The 19,109-nt window shown below is 43.5% G+C and carries 19 protein-coding genes and 1 tRNA gene; 13 read left to right on the top strand and 7 right to left on the bottom strand.

The features are described 5' to 3' along the window. Positions 1-196: 196 nt before the first annotated feature. Together DI060_RS04140 and DI060_RS04135 are read right to left on the bottom strand one after the other, a co-directional pair. On the bottom strand, positions 197-1,234 hold the full coding sequence (locus tag DI060_RS04140) for a tyrosine-type recombinase/integrase (protein ID WP_209451980.1): 1,038 nt from the start codon (positions 1,232-1,234) through the stop codon (positions 197-199). 357 nt (positions 1,235-1,591) lie between these two features. Continuing rightward, the gene (locus DI060_RS04135) at positions 1,592-1,774 is read right to left on the bottom strand and encodes a hypothetical protein (RefSeq protein WP_108973942.1); all 183 of its coding nucleotides are present in this window, start codon (positions 1,772-1,774) and stop codon (positions 1,592-1,594) included. 203 nt (positions 1,775-1,977) lie between these two features. Between DI060_RS04135 and DI060_RS04130 the strand changes: the two genes are divergently transcribed. Continuing rightward, a complete protein-coding gene (locus DI060_RS04130) occupies positions 1,978-2,853 on the top strand; it encodes a transposase (protein ID WP_244594272.1) in 876 nt (291 codons plus the stop codon). Between the two features lie 4 nt (positions 2,854-2,857). Here DI060_RS04130 and DI060_RS04125 read toward each other — a convergent pair. Beyond that, positions 2,858-2,929: transfer RNA gene (locus tag DI060_RS04125), tRNA-Arg, on the bottom strand. Between the two features lie 13 nt (positions 2,930-2,942). Beyond that, positions 2,943-3,785, bottom strand: a complete 843-nt coding sequence (locus tag DI060_RS04120) for a hypothetical protein (protein WP_108973940.1) — start codon at positions 3,783-3,785, stop codon at positions 2,943-2,945. Between the two features lie 27 nt (positions 3,786-3,812). Between DI060_RS04120 and DI060_RS04115 the strand changes: the two genes are divergently transcribed. Genes DI060_RS04115 through DI060_RS04105 form a run of 3 tightly spaced genes read left to right on the top strand, consistent with a single transcriptional unit; the run spans position 3,813 to position 5,743 of the window. Continuing rightward, positions 3,813-4,184, top strand: coding sequence for an HIT family protein (locus DI060_RS04115; protein ID WP_108973938.1), 372 nt, complete (start codon positions 3,813-3,815; stop codon positions 4,182-4,184). A gap of 27 nt (positions 4,185-4,211) precedes the next feature. Continuing rightward, on the top strand, positions 4,212-4,988 hold the full coding sequence (locus DI060_RS04110; protein WP_244594271.1) for a polyphosphate kinase 2 family protein: 777 nt from the start codon (positions 4,212-4,214) through the stop codon (positions 4,986-4,988). Continuing rightward, positions 4,985-5,743 carry a UDP-galactose-lipid carrier transferase gene (locus tag DI060_RS04105; RefSeq protein WP_108973936.1) on the top strand — a complete coding sequence of 253 codons (759 nt, stop codon included), beginning with the start codon at positions 4,985-4,987 and terminating at the stop codon, positions 5,741-5,743. The genes DI060_RS04110 and DI060_RS04105 overlap by 4 nt, the downstream gene beginning before the upstream one ends. 6 nt (positions 5,744-5,749) lie before the next feature. On the opposite strand, the gene DI060_RS04100 is transcribed toward DI060_RS04105, so the two are convergent. Genes DI060_RS04100 through DI060_RS04090 form a run of 3 tightly spaced genes read right to left on the bottom strand, consistent with a single transcriptional unit; the run spans position 5,750 to position 8,948 of the window. After that, a complete protein-coding gene (locus DI060_RS04100) occupies positions 5,750-6,370 on the bottom strand; it encodes a hypothetical protein (RefSeq protein ID WP_108973934.1) in 621 nt (206 codons plus the stop codon). Next, positions 6,370-7,851, bottom strand: coding sequence for a bifunctional ADP-dependent NAD(P)H-hydrate dehydratase/NAD(P)H-hydrate epimerase (locus tag DI060_RS04095; protein WP_167836905.1), 1,482 nt, complete (start codon positions 7,849-7,851; stop codon positions 6,370-6,372). Before DI060_RS04095 ends, DI060_RS04100 begins: the two co-directional genes overlap by 1 nt. Continuing rightward, on the bottom strand, positions 7,842-8,948 hold the full coding sequence (locus tag DI060_RS04090; RefSeq protein ID WP_108974073.1) for an LIC_12708 family protein: 1,107 nt from the start codon (positions 8,946-8,948) through the stop codon (positions 7,842-7,844). The genes DI060_RS04095 and DI060_RS04090 overlap by 10 nt, the downstream gene beginning before the upstream one ends. 115 nt (positions 8,949-9,063) lie before the next feature. Between DI060_RS04090 and rimP the strand changes: the two genes are divergently transcribed. The 9 genes from rimP to dut are packed head-to-tail and all read left to right on the top strand — an operon-like array spanning position 9,064 to position 19,109. Beyond that, positions 9,064-9,573: a ribosome maturation factor RimP gene (rimP, locus tag DI060_RS04085; RefSeq protein ID WP_108973930.1), complete on the top strand. Its 510-nt coding sequence runs from the start codon at positions 9,064-9,066 to the stop codon at positions 9,571-9,573. Between the two features lie 3 nt (positions 9,574-9,576). Beyond that, positions 9,577-10,971 (top strand): transcription termination factor NusA, encoded by a 1,395-nt coding sequence (nusA, locus tag DI060_RS04080; RefSeq protein ID WP_108973928.1) that lies wholly within the window; start codon positions 9,577-9,579, stop codon positions 10,969-10,971. A gap of 13 nt (positions 10,972-10,984) precedes the next feature. Beyond that, positions 10,985-13,621 carry a translation initiation factor IF-2 gene (gene infB, locus DI060_RS04075; RefSeq protein ID WP_108973926.1) on the top strand — a complete coding sequence of 879 codons (2,637 nt, stop codon included), beginning with the start codon at positions 10,985-10,987 and terminating at the stop codon, positions 13,619-13,621. A 9-nt stretch (positions 13,622-13,630) separates the two neighbouring features. Further along, positions 13,631-14,050 carry a 30S ribosome-binding factor RbfA gene (gene rbfA, locus DI060_RS04070; protein WP_108973924.1) on the top strand — a complete coding sequence of 140 codons (420 nt, stop codon included), beginning with the start codon at positions 13,631-13,633 and terminating at the stop codon, positions 14,048-14,050. Further along, on the top strand, positions 14,047-14,970 hold the full coding sequence (locus tag DI060_RS04065) for a pseudouridine synthase family protein (RefSeq protein WP_108973922.1): 924 nt from the start codon (positions 14,047-14,049) through the stop codon (positions 14,968-14,970). Before rbfA ends, DI060_RS04065 begins: the two co-directional genes overlap by 4 nt. A 25-nt stretch (positions 14,971-14,995) precedes the next feature. Next, a complete protein-coding gene (rpsO, locus tag DI060_RS04060) occupies positions 14,996-15,262 on the top strand; it encodes a 30S ribosomal protein S15 (RefSeq protein WP_108973920.1) in 267 nt (88 codons plus the stop codon). A gap of 5 nt (positions 15,263-15,267) precedes the next feature. Beyond that, positions 15,268-17,358, top strand: coding sequence for a polyribonucleotide nucleotidyltransferase (pnp, locus tag DI060_RS04055; RefSeq protein ID WP_108973918.1), 2,091 nt, complete (start codon positions 15,268-15,270; stop codon positions 17,356-17,358). Positions 17,359-17,400: 42 nt separating this feature from the next. Then, entirely contained in the window at positions 17,401-18,678 is a 1,278-nt protein-coding gene (locus tag DI060_RS04050) for a M16 family metallopeptidase (RefSeq protein WP_244594270.1), read from the top strand. Beyond that, positions 18,678-19,109, top strand: a complete 432-nt coding sequence (dut, locus tag DI060_RS04045) for a dUTP diphosphatase (protein WP_209451982.1) — start codon at positions 18,678-18,680, stop codon at positions 19,107-19,109. Before DI060_RS04050 ends, dut begins: the two co-directional genes overlap by 1 nt.

Genomic DNA, 19,109 nt, shown 5'->3' with positions numbered 1-19,109 from the left:
TTTTGCCACATGTCGTATAACTCTTAATGTTCGTATTGCAGTTAAGATGTAAAATTCGGTTGTACTCGTTAGGTAGTTCATTAATTGGTTTAAAATTTCTGTTTGATCGCATTGATTTGTGTTTAATGTGATAAAATAGTTGTTTGTTGGAATTGCGTGTAAATGCAAAAAACGTTGTGTTTTCGTATTTATCTCTTCAGAAATCTCCTAGAATCCGATCGAGTGGGCTCTTGACCCGTTCCAACTGTCGTTTGGCTACCTTAGTATAAATCTGTGTGGTTCGCAAACTCTCGTGTCCAAGTAAGGCTTGGATTACCCGCACATCTGTGCCTTGTTCCAATAGATGTGTAGCAAAGGCATGGCGGAGCGAGTGGAAAGAAACTGGTTTAGTGATACCGCAGCGTTCTTTGGCGATTTCGAAGATCCTTTCTGCTGTTCGGATAGATAGGTGTTGCGTTCCCTTTTGGCCAGGAAAGATCCAATCGGCGGGTCTTTCTTTAGCAGTTCGGATTCGAGAGGATTGCAACTGCTCATACATCCGGAGCAGATTTTTGTATTGGGAGAGGTCCTGGGAAAGGCTGTTAGCCAAAAGGCCAACCCTATCTTTTTTGCCTTTGGCTTGTTTGATTCGGATCACCTTTCGGTCAAAGTCTATCTGAGAAAAGCGCAACTGGACGACCTCACTTACGCGCAAGCCAGACGAATAGGCAAGCTGCAGTAAGAGGCGGTGTTTTGGATTTTTCAAGACTTGGCAAAGTGCCAGGACCTCTGATTCGGAAAGGACTTCAGGGAGCCTAAGACTCCGTTTCATCCTAGGAAAGCGCAGATCGGGGCATGATTTACGGATACCTTTGAAATAGAACAAAAGCGATTGCTGGATACCGCGAATATGGGCTTCCGAAAGACTTTGCTTTGCTAAGAGAGCATGTAAGTAAGCAAAGATATCTTCTGTTAGGACATCCTTCGGATGCTTTCGGCAGTAAGAGCAGAACTGCAATAAATGGGAATGGTAGGATTTCGCGGTTTGCCGGGAGTAATTCCGTAAGCGGATTGCCTCGAAAAAATCGGAAAAGATACCGGCTTCCTTCGGAAATTCCTTTGGATCGAGACGCAAAGGGACATCATGGAAGGCGATTAGCAAGCTTCGTAGGACTTGTGGGTCAGAGGAGACAAGCCAAGATTTGGACTTCGGACGGAACTTGCGGCCTGGGACTGATTTGATCCTGTTTACCAAGGAAGTTTCAAAATGAAATAGGACCTCGAAACAACCCATCTCGGGAAGAAATCGAACGTGGACTTGTGGAATACCTGTAGGCATCGAGTGAAGGAAAAAGGATACCTAACATATGTATAGTAAAAAATTGCCAAAAAATAGAAAAAGAGATAGCTTCGCCCCCTAACTCCCAGTTAGCAAAAAATGAATTAAAGATAAGAATTCGCCTAGGCAAGGCAAATCATTTTCCAAATAATCATGATTATTTAGAATTTGGCCAGAAATCGATGAACCTCTGTTTGTACGATGGGCAAACACTGATTATAAGCCTTTCTACTCGTTTGGTTGTCTGAATGCTGGGAAATGTAGCGCTTTGTCCTATCCGAACGGATGATAGATGGACGCTAGCATCCCTTTTTGTTTGCGTACATTTTGGGCAGGGTGAACGTGATTGATTAGATAGAGTGATCTTCGGATACGAGAGCGACTTCTCACCATTCCCCAAATAAGACCTTCCACCAAATCCAAAAATCCATCCAAAAGAAAGCGTGAATCGACCAAGCAAGCCTTCTAGCTTTGGAAAGGCTAGTCAGAGTTTGCTCGCTTCTTCATGCGAAGATACTGACAAAATAAAAAAAAGAACGCACAATATATTATCTGATCCTAAGCTTAATCAGTCCTTCAAATGAAAAACGCTCACAATCCTTAACGCTCTCTATCCTAAGTCCTGTGGATGCTCTAAACCTAATGTAGTTTATCTCAAAGTGAAGGGAAGGGAATCCATCGCTAGTTGTTCCTCATGCCATAAGATGGTCTCTCTCACTGCCAATACACCTTTCCAGGGATACAAATCGAATCTAGCCTACATCAGCTTCATCATTTGGGACATGGTGAATCAGTATCCTAAGATCATGACTTCCATGGAGATCAGTCGTAAGTTAAATCTATCCTATAAGACAAGTTTCTATTTAAAAAAGAGGCTCAAAATTATCTTCTCTCAACTTAATGAGACTCTTAAGAGGAATCTATACGTGGAGCTTAAAAACCCTGTAGAATCAGATAAAAAACCTATAGCTGTAGCTGACTCAGTGGTTTTATATTCTTCCAGCCTAAGAGCCAATAAGCATAGATCAAGAAGATACAAAACAGGAACAGCTTCTATATATGCTTCAAACTCAATTGGAGGGTACCAAATAGGATCACTTATACATACTATTGGCATCAATGGTGGAATGACTTTCTACAAATCGATCCCACTTAACAATCAAGAATACCTAGGAAAGGACTTAGATGATAAGATTCCTAAGAATGTAACGCTCTACACTGATGAAGGTTATACATTTATATGGGATAGACCTAACCACAAAATGGTCAATCATTCGAGACGTTCTAATGATTCGAGGTATAACCTAAGTCGTGAAAGGTGGGTGACTAAGGAAGGTGTGAGTTCTAACGGAGCTGAAGCAAGGAATAATATCTTAAAGCAATCCTTCAGAAGCTACGGTTATGTAAGTCTCAAATTTTCTCAGCTCTACCTCGACGAAATAAGCTTCTTAGGGAATATAAGGTTTGTTCCTGAATTGAGAAGTTTACTGAGTTTGGGTGAAGTGAATTTTGTGGGTCTAGGTAATAAGAGCTAGACTGTGCCCCAGGAGGGAATCGAACCCCCACTGTCGGTTCCGAAGACCGATGTTCTATCCGTTGAACTACCAGGGCAAGAGAGATAGGGTCATTCTTTTGCTAAGTCTTCTACGGGCAATTGCTTTTTTAGGGAGGGAAAGATTCGGCGAAATAGCTGTGCAGAAAGTAAGGCAGCCCAGAGAACGAGTAAGGAACGAATGAGAAAAAATGTGTATGAAATTCCTCCCGACTGTTTTGGAACCAAAAACACTTCCAAACCACCCACATGCAATTCCTTTGCAGATGCAAAGGCAGCTCTTATGGATTCAAATTGTTTTCGGAACTCTCCTATTCGGATTTCTCTCTCCAGGTAAGGATCATTGGTATAGCGTAAACTTCCATCTTCACCAAACGCATAAAAGGCGGTTTTGTATCCGATAAACTGAAAGTCATGTGGAAAGTAACCGACCTGGTATTTAATAAAATAATAAATAGTCTCTCCATCCAATTCAAAGCTCTGGATTTGTCCTTCATTTTGAATTTTGGAAGCACTCAGTCCATCTTCGTAATAAGCACTCCAATCACCAAATCGAAGTTTTACGTCCTTTTGAGAACCCAACCATAGAATGCCTCCCAAATTTGGAATTCCTTCAAGGCGTTCCACTATTTGTGGCTGGGTATTGGCCGTTTTTTCGGCAGTTGTTAGCCATAGGGCATTTTGTTTGAGGATGGATTTGATGGTTGTACGCAAGCGGAAGAGGTCTTCTTGGTTTTTTTCATGGATTCGCTTTTCTAAATTCGATTCCTCTTCGGCATTGGGCGAAAGAAAGATTTCCTCTCGGAACCAATCTACAGATTCATTCCAGAATCCTGGTACCTCGTTTGCAAAAACTGATTGCACCTGCAGATAAGAGGTCAGTAGAGAAAAAAATAAAAAGTTCTTTCCTAGCACATAGTATATATCGGATTCTTTTGCCAGATGCTAAATTGCCCCATTTGCGAAAGTATCAGAAACCGAGAAGCTGTAGTCCAAGAGTCCGAGTTTTGGCTGGTCCGAAAAGCCCCAGCTCAGAAAGGCTTGGATGGATACCTCTACCTAGAATGCAAACGTCACGTGGAATCTTGGTTTGAATTGACACCAGAAGAATGGGCTGATTTTGGAAAGGGGATGGAATTAGGTGTCTCTCAAATTGCATCGGAGGATGTAAGGCCCGATAAACTCTACTTGGCTGCCATCGCAGAGAAAGTACCTCACCTCCACATTCACATAGTTCCTAGGTATGAAAGTAATGAAAAGGGCATCCCACATTTGGACAAAGCTCTAGGGACCGGTTTTTTACCGAGTCCATAAATTTCTTCTTTTCAATTTTTGAAAATCATGTGGAATGATGCACCCATGGATCGATTGCAAAAGATAGAACCTCCCCAAAAATTAAAGGAAGACGATGAGGCCCTAGAATCTTTACAAGAGCGTCTTTTTATTTTGCAAAAGACAGCCTATGACCAAGGCATTGCCAATATTTTTTTGTTGGAAGGTTGGTCGTCGAGTGGAAGGGGCGAAAGCCTCAAGGATCTAACTGTAAGGCTTGATCCTCGTAAGTTCAAAGTGTACTCCCCCTTTGTCCACCAATCTGAAGATAGAGGCTATCCATTCCTTTGGAATTTTTGGCAATACCTACCTCGATTCGGAGAAATGTTATTTTATTTAAATACATACTATGGACGTTTGGTCTTCCTCCAAGCCATGGATAAAATCAAAGAAGACGAATACCAAAGGAGATTGCTTTCGATACGCCATACAGAAAGAATTCTTACTAAAGACAAAGTTCAGTTCCATAAATTTTTTTTACATGTTTCTGCAAAGGAGTTAGATCGTCGAACCGAGAAGGCCAAAAAAGAAAAAAATGCATGGGCACTGAATGATTACGATTTGTACCAAACAAAGAAATATAAAAAGTTTCAGAAGATTTTCAATCAGATTCTCTCGGATTCAGAAAGTGAATTCGCTCCCTGGACTATCCTTTTGGCGGATGATACATACTCCGCTAAAATTGCACTCATCCAAAACATCATTGAGAGATTGGAATCATCCTTAGGTATTGATTCCAAACAAAAGTTAGAGTTAGTAGTGAAGGGAGTTGATCTATTGCCATGAAAGAAAAAGAAACTCCCAACCGTATCCTCAATCTAAATGATATACTTCATTTCCCAAGTTTGGAAAAAGAGGAGTACAAAACACTATTAAAACAATACAAGGATAGGATCAGGCGAGCAACTTTATACGCCAAAGAAAAGGAAAGACCACTTATTTTCGTGTTTGAAGGATGGGATGCAGCAGGGAAGGGTGGAGCCATTCGCCGCCTAACACAGGAAATTGACCCTCGCCTCTATGAGGTTCACAATATTTCGGCTCCTGATGTCCAAGAAAAAAATCGCCACTACTTATGGCGTTTTTGGAAACGACTCCCCAATAAAGGCTCGGTAGGTATTTTTGATCGGTCTTGGTATGGAAGAGTCCTCGTCGAACGAGTAGAAGGTTTTTGTAGTGAAGAAGAATGGTCAAGAGCTTACGAAGAAATTGTTCTTTTTGAGGAACAATTAGCTCATTTCGGTGCGATCATATTAAAATTTTGGCTTCACATTTCCAGCGAAGAACAGCTTTCCCGGTTTGAAGCTCGGAAAAATGACCCCTTAAAACGTTGGAAACTCACCGAGGAAGACTGGCGAAACCGAGACAAATGGCCGCTCTATACGGAAGCCGCCAATGAGATGTTTTTGCGGACGGATACCAACTTTGCCCCTTGGATCCTAGTTCCTGCCATTGACAAATACTATGCGAGGATCAAAGTTCTTTCCAATGTTTGCCAAACCTTAGAAGATGAGTTAAAAATACCCAAAAAGTTCCGTTGAGGTTCTTTACTTCGAAACCCGGAAGGGTTTTTGCTTTAATAAGAAGACATACCTTTGTGTTTTGGATTGGATACTCAATTCTGCTTGGAAATAAAGTGTGAGCGCCTTGAATTTTGATCTAAAAAAACTATACTCCTCATCGAAGATTTCTTTTGTACAGACCGTATTGGATGTTTTTAGTGCGGAAAGTGGTATAGATACGTACAAAAAACCTTTCGAGCGTGCTGGGACTTCTGTCAACTTCCAATCAACCTTTTGGTGGTAACATTCGATGCCTTCTTTCGTAAGTATCCTAAATTCAGACTTCCAATCGGGGAGCGGTATCTGCAGAGGAATCTCACTTTTGTTTTCCAGAAAGAAAAAATATCCTTGGAAATGTTCATCAGCCTCTCTTGAGAGAGCAAAATAACTCTGATAACCATCAATCACTTGTTTGGTGGATAGGTTTGGGTCTTGGAAACTTCCTGGATTCAATTCGCGAAACACAAGGTAGACGACAAAGATAAGAAGTATCACATCCAACAATAGAACTATCTGACGCCATTTCCATTTTGATTTGGATTTTTCTAGTGATTTTAAATACTCTCGGAACTCTTCGGGGGATCGAGAGTGGTATCCTTTTGCCATTAAACTCGCTCGCCTAAAAATTGAAGAATCTGGAAGGCACTTGGATAAGATTCTTCCATTTCCCGAGTCAAATCCAAGAGCTGTAGGGATGCATACACCGACTCCAAATCCGACCAACCCAAGGAAAGAAATCTTGCCAAAACACCTGTTAGAACATCTCCCGTTCCCATGCTGGCTAATTTTTCATTCGGACTTTCCCAAACATAACAGTTCCCATCTTTTCGAAAGTAAATATTGAAATAAGATTTATACAGAATATTTACCTTGTTGTTTAGGCAATAATCCATACCAGCAGTATAGACTTCATCCAAATCATTGCAGATCCGACCTACAAGTTTTTGGAATTCTCCCACATGAGGCGTTAAGATGGTATTGCCACCTTTTGGCAGTTGTCCCGGATGCGAAGGAATAGCGCCTGCATCTAAAATGATCTGGCATGTGTCAGGAAAGACGATAGAAGACAGGCTAGGTGGTTGCGAAAGTAGACCCGGTCCAATGACAAACGTCTGAACCTTGGCAAACATAGGATCTGAATCCAATAGGTCACCAACTTCAATCATCCGCGAAGGGTCTTCTTGTAAGCTGGATTCCTTTAAAAGAGGTGAGCTGGTATAAATTTTAGAAATTCCACCACCCAATGTATGGAATGCTGAGTGGCTAAGGAGAATGGCACCCTCATAACCGCTACTTCCGCCCATAAAAATAGCGGCACCTGACTTGTATTTATGGGATGTAACCTTCCTTTTGAGCTTAGAAAGGATAGGATCAATTTCACTTTTTTCCCAATAGAATCTCTTCGGCAAAAGAACTGCCTCACCCATGCTGCGGAGAGGAAATCCTATACTTTGATAAAAACGAGGTACAAGTGATCCATCATTCGTATAACCAATATTATTCCACTTTCTAGTACCTATTTCTTCAATGGTATCTGCAAATATAAACCTTTCCAAAGGGTCAATTTGTCCCGTATACCCAGACGCTGTATCCAAAGATACCATGTGAAAAAAAACATCGGAGCTATTGATCGCAACAAAGTAATCTTTCCAATCCTCCCGTAAAGGTCCTCGGAGACCTATACCCAAAATGGCATCGATCCCTAGAATGGTTTCCTCTTTAGCTGTACGGCTAATGTGCAAAAATTCTTGGATAGGAAAAATACTGATTCCTTTTTGAACACAAAGATTTTTATAATAGATACTTTCTGCAGGTTTGGGATCTCCAAAAGAGAAAATGCGTACAGAATGTCCTTCTTCAAACAATATATTGGCAAGGGCATAACCATCTCCTCCATTGCCTCCCGTGCCAGCAAAAATCCAAATCTCATCTGCCGTTTCAAACAATTCTTCATTGGCATGGAAGATGGAAATGGCGGCCATTCCCATAAGAGTTTGGCCAGAAAATTGTAGTTTTTCTTTGGTATAGGTTTCAATGGCCTTTGATTCTTCACTCGAATACAAAGCTATGGAACGATTTAGATCCAACGGTAGACCTCTAAAGCGCCAGAACGGATTCTGACAGAATAAATGGTATCGTCCGAATCTGTATAAGTTTCCCTCCATTGGCCTCTGGGAGGGGCAAAGGGAAGTCTTCGGTTATTTATATGGTTTCCTTCTTGGTCGTGTACTTGGAGACGTACAGAATTGCCCTGGTCTTCAGTCTCCCAAATATAGAATTCGTTATTGTTGCGAATCGAGAATAGAATCTCTGATGGATCCTGGATTTCCTTTACAAAAATATCATCTTTCCCACCAAACGTATAACGAAAGATTTTTCTATATTTAAATCGTTTGTCTTTTTTCGAAAAATAACTAAAAGAAGCTAAAACATACTCTCCTTCTGGATGTGGTAACATCTTATCCAAAGTGATGTCAAAGTCCTTCGCTTCTGGGCTTGTAAAAACTGGGAGCAATGACTCTCGTATATTCCCTTTCAACTCGCCCTCATCAAAATAAGTAAGACGCATTTCTTCGGCTATCCTATGGTAGACAAAGAGTTTGTCTCCTTCCCCAGGGATTACGGCTTCTATGTACCGAAATGGCTCACTATTCTTTCCTGAAGCCCCTAACAGATACTTGACGACACCTTTTTGGGAAATCTGCACGAGAAAAGAGGGCAGTATGGTGCTACCTTTTGTCGAAAAACTACCACTATAGGATTTAAAGACAGAATCTGTCTCTTCAGTCGTTTCTGTCGCCTTAGATGCAATGCGGTTTTGTACGATGAGATCCCCGTCCTCAGTGAGTGCCACAATGCCAATCCCTCCGAACCGAAAGGGGTAATGGGGAATCCCTGAGATTGGTTTGAAGTCTGGATTTCCTAAGCTAGCTTCGAGGCGGCCATTTCGATCAAAGAGTTTTATGATGGAGTGTTTGTTGTCCGCAAGGGCCAAAAGATTCCCTGTCACAGGTAAGCTCAAGGGCACATTCGTTAGGACCTGGTTCACGACCACCCCCTCCCAAGTATCCGAGCTCGTACCCAAAGGGATGCGGAAGAGGAGGTCAGGGCTTAGCGTATCGACCCGAAACCGTAGGCAGTTTCCCAAGAGGAGGGAGGCTGAGAGAAATACTAGGAAACGCATAGATAGCTTCCATTCCCTAATTTTTTATTTACAGGACAACTCGCTTTTCCTAACTTGACAAGTATCAGGTTATTTTTTAACATGAGTTGGGTCTCTCGCAAAGAACTCCATCACTTTGAGTTCTTTTGGATATGGTTTGGTATACACTGAGGAAAACATTCGAGAACTGATAGAAAAGATTCTCATTCCACCTCTAGCGCTTTTTTCGCTCCACGTACAGAATCGGAAGAACCACGCCCTCATTGAGATTTCGCTGGATCGCCTCGATCACAAAACTGGATCCGCCAGTTTAGAAGATTGTGAGGAGGTTTCCAAGAGACTCAAGGAGGAGTTGGATTTATGGGGAGAAGATTTTAACTTCACCCTGCAAGTCTCCTCATGCGGAGCCGAGCGTGAGCTACGTTTGCCTGAGGATCTGGACAGGTTCCAAGGACTTTTAGCCAAATTAGAAGTCCGAGGTGAGAGTGGAAATTGGGAAAAGCTGGTATATCGGCTAGGACCAAGGCAGGATGAGATGATTGAGCTGACTCCTTTTGACAGAAAGTCTGCCAAAAAAAAGACGGCAAAGCCCATCCAACTGTCCTTGGGTGAAATTCGAAAAGGAAATCTATTTTTAGAATATTAGATTATGGCAACAAAACAAGTAACGAAAGAAACAGGCCTCTTTGAAGCCATCCAACAATTTTGCCAGGATAAGTCTCTGGACCGTGAGCTCGTATTAGGAGTCATCCGCGATTCCTTACTGACAGCATACCGCAAAAAGGTGGGCCTAGATGTTGACCCAGAGAACCGCTGCCAGGTTGAGTTTGGCCAAGACAACAAAAACGAAATTGTCATCAGTGTCCTCCGTGACATCGTTTCTTCTGAGCCAAAAAGTGCTTTGGAAATCTCCTTAGAGGAGGCCCAAAAAGTTGAGCCAGGTGCCACCGTTGGCTCGCAAATCCGAGTCTATGAAAAACCCCAAGACCTATCCAGGGTTTTGTCAAGCCAGGCCAAACAAATGGTCTTCCAAAGGCTCAGAGACATCGAGAAAGAACTATTATTTGAAGAATATAAATCCAAAGAGGGAGAGCTCACCCATGGCTACTTCCAAAGATGGAAAAAAGATGCCATGAGCATAGATCTAGGGAAGGTCGAGGGCATTATGCTCAAAAAAGACCAAAACCCTGGGGAAAAATACCGCCAAGGGGACAGGCTGAAAGCAATCATCTCGCGGGTAGAGATGAGACCCCGTGAGCCTATGCCCGTCATCACTCTCTCCCGGGCCTCCGGGGATTTTGTGAAAAAGCTCTTTGAAATGGAGATCCCAGAAGTATACGATGGCATCGTGGAAATCAGAGACGTGGCAAGGATTCCGTCCTTCCGAACAAAAGTAGTCGTACACACAAATAAGATGGATGTAGACCCAGTCGGTGCTTGCGTGGGGATGAAGGGTGTACGCATTCAGGCAATCGTGCGAGAACTTGGCAATGAACGCATTGACATTGTCCTCCATTCTGATGAGCCAAGTGTTTTTATCGCCAATGCCATTTCCCCTGCTAAGCCTGTGGAAGTGCATGTTGACCGAAAGAGGGGAGATGCACTTGTGATTGTTCCCGATGAATCTCTTTCCCTTGCCATCGGCATCAACGGATCCAATGTCAAACTAGTGTCTCAGTTATCTGGCTACAAGATTGACATCAAAACAGTCTCTCAGTACAACCAAGAATTGGCATCTCCAGAAGCTAGGGAGAAGTTAGATAGACTTTTCAATGCCCAGCAAGAGGCGATGGAACAGAGTGCAGACTCTGGTGCTGAGGAAGGGGTGGATGAGGATGACGATTCCTACACACCGCTCACAGAAATCCCTGGCCTAACTCCTAGGATCATAGACCTTCTAGAAGCCGGTGGGATCAAAAACGTAGAAACACTTGTGGACTTTAGTCCAGAGGAATTATCCAAAATTTCCGGGATCGGAAGGACCACCGCAGAGCAGATTTTACGCTTGTTACGCGAGTCAATTGAGTGGGTAGAAGAGGGCTAAGTAGTAAAGAAGTATGGAAGAACAAAAGTCGATCAAAGAAACCCTCCAACAAGGTTCTGCAGGTGACAAAACCAAAAAGAAATTGGTCATCAAAAAGAAACCAGGTGCCCCTGAAGGCAAAGCAAGTGCAGAGGCCACCGAACAAGCAAAGCCCGTAGCGGCAAACCCAGGCACAGAAAAGAAAAAAGACCTGAGTGAGTTGGTGCGCGAAGAGGCAAAACGGCAGGGTGGATTTGGGTCTGGGCCACAGGCTCCTTCGCAAGCTTCGCCCATTATTTCAAGGCCAGAGCGTAAGCGGGATGATTCCCACCAAGATGGTCAGAGAACGACTGACCGCAAACCAGAATCTATACTCTCGGGCGACACTGCGTCGCCTAGTTATCGCAATGCAGAAGGGAAGAGCCAAGGCCAGACCGTACCTGGCTATTTCCGACGTGAAGACCGCAATCCAATTGTATCAAGACCGACTACTCGTCCCCAGACTGACAACCGTTCGGGTGGTGGCAACAGAAGTGGCGGGCATAGTGGCCCTGGCCAGGGTGGGCAGCGCCCTCCTGGTGGCGGTGGCTACCAAGGCCGTGGTGGAAGAGGGCCCGGACAAGGCCAAGGCCATACAGGCCCTGGTGGACCAGGTCAAAACCGACAAGGTGGAAGTGGTGGAAACCGAGGGGCTCGTCCCATTGGGCAAGGCGGAGGAGGCGGTGGCGGAAAGCCAATGTCAGATACCCCTTTTGGCGCACCAGCGAATCCTCTAGGCGCCGGTGGCACCCCGAATAAAAAGAAAGTTTTTGAAAAAGAAAAATCAGCTCGAGATGAAAAAGATGAAAATGACAAATTTTTCAAACAGAGCTTCCGCAAACAGAAGGCGCAGGCAGCGGCCATTGCCTCTGTTCCCAAAGAGATTTCCATATTGGAGCATATCCAAGTTGGTGAGATTGCAAAGAAATTAAATTTAAAACCTGGAGAAGTTATCTCCAAACTCATGAAAATGGGTATGATGGTCACTATCAACAACATCATTGATGCAGAGACTGCCTCTATCCTTGCGGATGAATACGGTTGTAAGGTGAAGATTGTATCTCTCTATGATGAAACAGTCATCGAAGAAGAAAAAGATTCTCCAGATGATTACATTGTTCGTCCACCTGTCGTTACCATTATGGGTCACGTTGACCATGGTAAAACAAAACTCTTGGACACCATTCGTGTGTCTAGGGTCGCAGAAGGCGAGTCAGGCGGGATTACCCAACACATCGGAGCTTACCAAGTAGCTACCGAAAGAGGTAAGGTTGCATTTTTGGATACACCTGGCCATGAGGCCTTTACTTCCATGCGTGCACGTGGTGCCTCGATCACTGATATCGTCGTGCTTGTTGTCGCAGCAGATGACGGAGTGATGCCGCAAACGGTAGAAGCTATCAACCATGCCAAAGAAGCTGAAGTTCCGATCATAGTAGCCATCAACAAAATTGACCTTCCAGCAGCTAACCCTGAAAAGGTGAGACAAGAGCTCTCCAATTATGGCCTACAGCCTGAAGAATGGGGTGGCACTACCATCTTTTGTGAGATATCAGCAAAAAACAATATTGGTATAGATAAATTGTTGGAAATGATCCTTATACAAGCTGAACTTTTAGACCTCAAAGCCAATCCAAAACGAAGGGCAAAGGGTACAATTGTAGAAGCCAAGTTAGACCCAGGCCGTGGACCGGTTGCTACGGTACTCATACAAAATGGTAATTTGAGAGTGGGGGATGCCTTTGTGGCTGGAGTTCATTCAGGACGTGTCCGTGCACTCTACAACGATTTAGGCCAAGCAATCAAAGAAGCAGGTCCTTCCTTCCCTGCTCTTGTCACTGGTCTAGATGGAGTCCCTGATGCAGGTGCGCCTTTCGATGTTGTTCTTGATGATAAAGAAGCGCGAGAGATCTCTCATAGTAGACAAGAGTATGAAAGACTAGGCCAATCCAAAAATACGGCTACTCGTGTAACGCTCGATAATATGAGTGAAATCATCAAACAAGGTGCTTTAAAAGAACTCAAAGTGATCATCAAAGCAGACGTTCGAGGTTCTACAGAGGCTGTGAAAGAGGCTTTAGAAAAACTCTCGACTCCTGATGTGCGACTCAATGTCATCCATGCGGGTACTGGTGCAATCGTTGATTCCGATATCATCCTTGCCTCAGCGTCAAATGCAATCGTCATCGGCTTTCATACGAGAGCCAACCCAAAGACTGTTTCCTTAGCGGAAAAAGAAAAAGTGGAAATCAAATACTACAGTATCATCTACGATGTTGTAAACGAAGTCAAAGCTTCCATGGAAGGTATGCTCGAGCCTGAAAAGGTTGAGAATATCATCGGTAAAGTGGAAGTGCGAGATGTGTTCAAGATTTCCAAAGTTGGAAACATTGCTGGTTGTATGGTGAAGTCGGGTAAAGTCACTAAAGTGGCGAGTGTGCGAGTCATATCCAGCAAATCCGGAGAGATTCTTTGGGAAGGAAAGATCAAGAACCTAAAACGTATGAAAGATGACGTGAGTGATGTTCTCACTGGGTTTGAATGTGGTATCTTACTTGATGGTTACAATGATTTTGAAGTAGGTGATGAAATCGAAGTCTTTGAAATCAGAGAGATTGCAAGAAAGCTTTAGGAGACAGGGATGAATCCGATTCGAAAGAAAAAACTCGAAGCGGAGATCCTACGCATTCTCTCTCTTGCGATTTTGGAAGGTAAGGTAAAAGACCCAAGGGTATTTTTGCCCACCTTCCACCGCATAGATCTAACCGATGACCTTAAAAAAGCGGACATACATTTCACTGCCCTTTGCAATAATGCAGAGAGAAAAAAACTCACACTTGGCCTAGCTTCTTCTTCTGGCTTTCTATCGTCACTCATTGGAAAACAACTCCACCTCCATACAAACCCAAGGCTCTATTTCAAATGGGACAACAATTACATCAAATCACTCGAAGTGATTCGATTGATTGATGAATCCAAACCAAAAACCTTGTATGAAGAACTCCACCCCACGACCAATCCAACTTCAGATGAGAATGAATTAGATACCGATGCTCTATGAAATCTGGATATTTCTTTGTCCACAAGCCCAGTGGCATCACTTCCTCGCATCTAGTCCTAAACCTTAAAAAAAGATTCCGACTCCAGTCAATTGGGCATACAGGGACACTTGACCGCTTTGCCGAGGGACTGATGATCTTACCCTTTGGAGACTTCACTAGCTTCTCTCAGCTTTTCCTAGGTTCAGATAAGTCCTATTATGCGGAAGTAAGCATAGGAAAACGGACTGATTCGGGCGATGTGGACGGGCTCACAACGGAAGAATGGTCTGAGATAGAACTAAAGGCTTGGTTGGCAAAGTGCCCTCATTGGAAAGAGACCTGGCGCAAGCACTTACTCGGAATGAAAGAATGGAAGGTGCAAACGGCCCCTACCATTTCGGCTTTGAAGGTTTCAGGGAAGAGACAATCCGACCATGTCCGCGAGGGACTGGAGGTGGAAGCGAAAGTACGTCCTATGGAGATCTTTCGGATTTGGGATCTACAGGATACCGAATTCGGTTTCTCTTTCCGCATACATGTCAGTTCAGGAACGTATATACGAAAGATTGTCCTAGATCTCTCTGATCTCATGGGAATACCTCTCGTGCTGAAACGACTTGTGCGCGAGCAGATTGGTTCTTGGAAGGCCGAAACTGCTAGTCCTTTGGAAACACTGCAATTGGATGAGGCAAAGCCATGGCAAGAGGTTCTCGTCCTACCCAGCCGTCGGCTCACGAGTTTGGAACGAAAGGCCGTAGTGCACGGAGGCTATGTCTGGGACCACTTACCCAATGCGGACGAACGGGGTTTTTACTTTTTGGAGCCAGACTCTGAGGAGATAGTGGCCTGGTGCCTGTACCAAGGTAAGCGTGACCATTTGCCCTACCGGTACGGGAAAGTATTTTTTGACCCCTCTGCAAAAATTATGTTTTCTAATTAAGACCTTTTTAGATTTTGGAAGAAATATGATCACCAAAGAACAAAAACAGCAGATCATTGCTACATTCGGTAGCAAACCTAACGATACTGGGTCTGCAGAAGTACAAATTGCGCTCCTCGACTCTCGGATCAAAGACCTAACCGAACATTTCAAGAGCAATAAAAAGGACTTTCACTCTAGACGTGGCCTCATCGCTCTCGTGAACCAAAGGAAGAGCCTTCTAGACTATTTAAAACGCAGCAATATCGAAAGTTACAAAAAACTGATCGAAAAACTCGGCCTCAGGAAATAAAGCCTATGGCTACAGAATTTACTGCTTCTTGGGGTAGGGACTCTATCACCATCGAGACAGGCAAGTGGGCAAAACAAGCCCACGGCTCTGTCGTGTACAAAACAGGAAACTTAGTTTTACTAGCGACGGTCTGTGCAGCAGACGAACCAAAGGATGGCCAGGATTTTTTCCCGCTCACCTGTGAGTATACAGAAAAGATGTACTCGGTTGGTAGATTCCCTGGTGGCTATTTCAAACGAGAAGCCAAACCGCCCGAACACGAAATCCTTCTTTCCAGAATCATTGATCGACCTATACGTCCCATGTTCCCTGAGGGTTATTTCTCTGAGGTGCAATTGCTTGTGCAAGTTCTCTCCGCTGACAAACAAGTGAGCGTAGCAGGACATGCGATTACAGCTGCCTCGGCTGCTCTAAGCGTTTCTACCATTCCTTTTGCGGGGCCCATTGCTGGCGCAAGGATAGGTAGACTTGAGGGTCAATTTATCCTAAACCCTACAAACGAAGAGATGAGCCGGTCGGATTTAGACCTTGTTGTGGCTGGAACCAAAGATGCCATTGTAATGATCGAAGGGGAAGCCGCAGAGATTTCCAAAGAAGATATGATGGCCGCACTTCGCTTTGCACAGGAGCAATTAAAGATAGCTGTGGAAATGCAAGAGTCCCTCGCAAAACAACATGGCACAGTAAAAAAGCCAGTGGTGTTAAAGGCTCCTGACAAAGATTTGTTACAAAGTGTTCGAGACTTTGCATATGAGAAGCTAAACCAAGCCAATCGAAATGCAGATAAAGCAAAACGAAACGAAGATATTAAAAAGATAAACGAAGAAACCGTGAATCACTTCAAAGAAGTGTATGCTCCAAACGATAGATCCAAAGAGATCAAACATTTCTTACATGAGTTGGAATACGAAGTTGTTCGGGAACTCGTGCTTGGTGAGGGGATACGCTTTGATGGACGTCGCACGGATGAGATACGTCAGATCAATTGCGAAATCGACGTATTGCCTGGTCCTCATGGCTCGGCAGTATTTACAAGAGGACAGACCCAGAGTTTGGGAGTTGTGACTCTAGGTACGTCGTCAGATAACCAACGTTATGAGACTCTTGAAGGCCAAAAAGAAAAAAACTTCATGTTGCATTACAATTTCCCTGCTTTTTCTGTCGGAGAAGTCCGAAGAAATTCTGGCCCAGGCCGTAGGGAGATCGGGCATGGAAACTTAGCTGAGAGAGCGATCAAAAAGGTTCTTCCTTCTCAAACCGAATTTCCTTATGTAATCCGTGTTGTTTCCGAGATTTTGGAATCGAATGGTTCCTCCTCTATGGCATCCGTTTGCTCTGGTACCCTAGCACTTATGGCCGGTGGCGTTCCGATCAAGGCGCCAGTCTCCGGGATTGCAATGGGTCTTTTCAGTGACGAGAAAGGTCGTTTTGCTGTCCTTTCCGATATTGCTGGAATTGAAGACCACTTCGGGGATATGGATTTTAAACTAGCAGGAACCAAAAAAGGCATCACCGCCTTCCAAATGGATCTAAAGGTCAATGGACTAGGCTTGGAAGTCTTACAAAAGGCCATCGAACAAGCAGAAGTTGGAAGAGACCATATCCTAGGGGAAATGAATAAAGCAATTTCCTCTGTGAAGGGCAATCTCTCTCAGAATGCACCTCGCATTACCCAAAAGCAGATTCCTAAGGACCGCATCGGAGAATTGATTGGTCCAGGCGGAAAGATGATTCGTTCCATTACTGAGCAGTCTGGTTCAGAAATCTCAGTGGATGACTCTGGCAAAGTAACGATTGCTTCCCCAAGTGAAGAATCAAAAGTCAAAGCAATTGCTCTTATCGATGGACTTTTCGAAGAAATAGAAATTGGTAAGATCTATGATGGAGTGATCAAACGGATTGCCGATTTCGGTGCGTTCGTTGAAATTTTGCCTGGCAAAGAGGGACTCTGCCACATCTCAAAACTGGATGTGAAACGAGTGCAATCTGTCCGTGATGTTGTCTCAGAGGGACAAAAAATCCAAGTAAAGGTAATTGCCGTAGATAAAACTGGAAAGATAGACCTTTCTAGAAAGGATGTTTTGTTAGGCGATTAGATGATTTCTCCCTCCTATGTTTAGGAGGGAAAGGAAGTAAAATTGGCCGAAGATTCGTTCCATAGAACTGTTCTCCCAAACGGACTCACTTTATTATTCCAACCAATGGAGCACGCAGCATCCATGGCTGTGGGTCTATTTCTGAAAGAAGGCTCTTTGGCGGAAACCCAAAAAGAGTTAGGCTATTTTCATTTCCTTGAGCACATGCTTTTTAAGGATACGGAAAGGCGCACTTCAAAACAAATCGCACAAGAAATAGAAAGAGTAGGTGGAATCCTCAATGGTTCCACTAGTCGTGAATACACACAATACTACGTAGTTGCTATCAAAGACAAAGCAGAACTTGCCTTTGATATACTTTCCGATATGGTCTTTCGTCCCAAGTTCAGAGAAGAAGATATCAAAACAGAAAAAAATGTAGTGATCGAAGAGATGCGCTCGTACGAAGACGCGCCCGATGATTTTGTTTACGATTTTTATTTTAGAAATATTTTTCAAAAATCTCCTTACGGGAGAGATATTATTGGAAACCAAAAATCGATCGAGTCTATTACCCGTAATTCACTCACAAAGTTTTACCAAAAGCATTACTTTCCTGCGAATATGGTTCTTTCCGTTTCGGGCAATTTTAAATGGAAAGACGTCATCAACCTTGCAAATAAATACTTTCCATTCGAGAATCCAGAAGGAAAGCAAAACGAACCAACTCTTTTAAAATCACCAAACAAAAGTTATGGAAAATTTTTAGAGCGCAGAAAGATCGAACAGTTTAATATAATGTTAGGTGCAAAAGGATTTGCTAGAGATTTTAAGACGGTCACAATTATTCAATTGATATCGACCATCCTAGGTGGAGGCATGGCTTCCCGATTGTTCCAAAATATTAGAGAGAAAGAAGGTCTCTGTTATTCTATTTACAGTTTTCCATCATTCTACAGAACTTCTGGGCTTTTTTCCATTTCTTGTGCAACATCTAAAGATAAGGCAGCTCGTTGTATATCGCTTATCTTGGATGAAATTCGTGCGATACGTACGGAAGGATTTTCAGAAAAAGAACTGGAAGATGCAAAATCCAATCAATTGGGAGGTATGGCAATCGGGTATGAACTTCCTGAAAACCGTATGAACAATATTGGTTTGCAAGAAATATATTTTGGACGGTATTTCTCTTTAAAAGAACGAATGGCGGCCTTACAAGGAGTTAGCCAAAAAGATCTGAATGACCTAGCTCGAGATATTTTTTCAGTCAAAAACCTGCATCTATCCTGTGTAGGTGATATGAAGGAGAAGGATTTTTCAAAAATCCAAACGAAGATATGATAGAGATTGGGATCAAAGCATTACGAGCAGGGATTACACCTCCTGAAAAAAAAACTGAGGGGGCTTGTGGCTTTGATTTAGCCTCGGCGACGCGAGGGGATTTACTTTTGCCTCTAGGAAAGGTTGTCCTAGTCCCTACGGGCATTGCACTTTCTATCCCTATGGGTTATGAAGGAGAGGTGCGCCCAAGGTCAGGTTTTTCCACCAAAAATCGCATATTGATGCCCAATGCACCTGGTACTATCGATTCAGATTACCGCGGGGAAATCTTTATCCCACTTTTAAATCTGGGTGATGAGGATTTTGTTTTAACTTCTGGGACTCGAATCGCTCAAATTCTCTTCAAACGGGTAGAAACTGCCCACTTTGTCTGGAAAGAGAATTTGGACGAAACAACGCGTGGTGACCTAGGCTTTGGCAGCACCGGCTAG

Origin of the sequence: Leptospira ryugenii (assembly GCF_003114855.1) — a bacterium.
Lineage (GTDB): Bacteria > Spirochaetota > Leptospiria > Leptospirales > Leptospiraceae > Leptospira_A > Leptospira_A ryugenii.
This window is presented reverse-complemented; position numbering and strand designations above follow the sequence as displayed.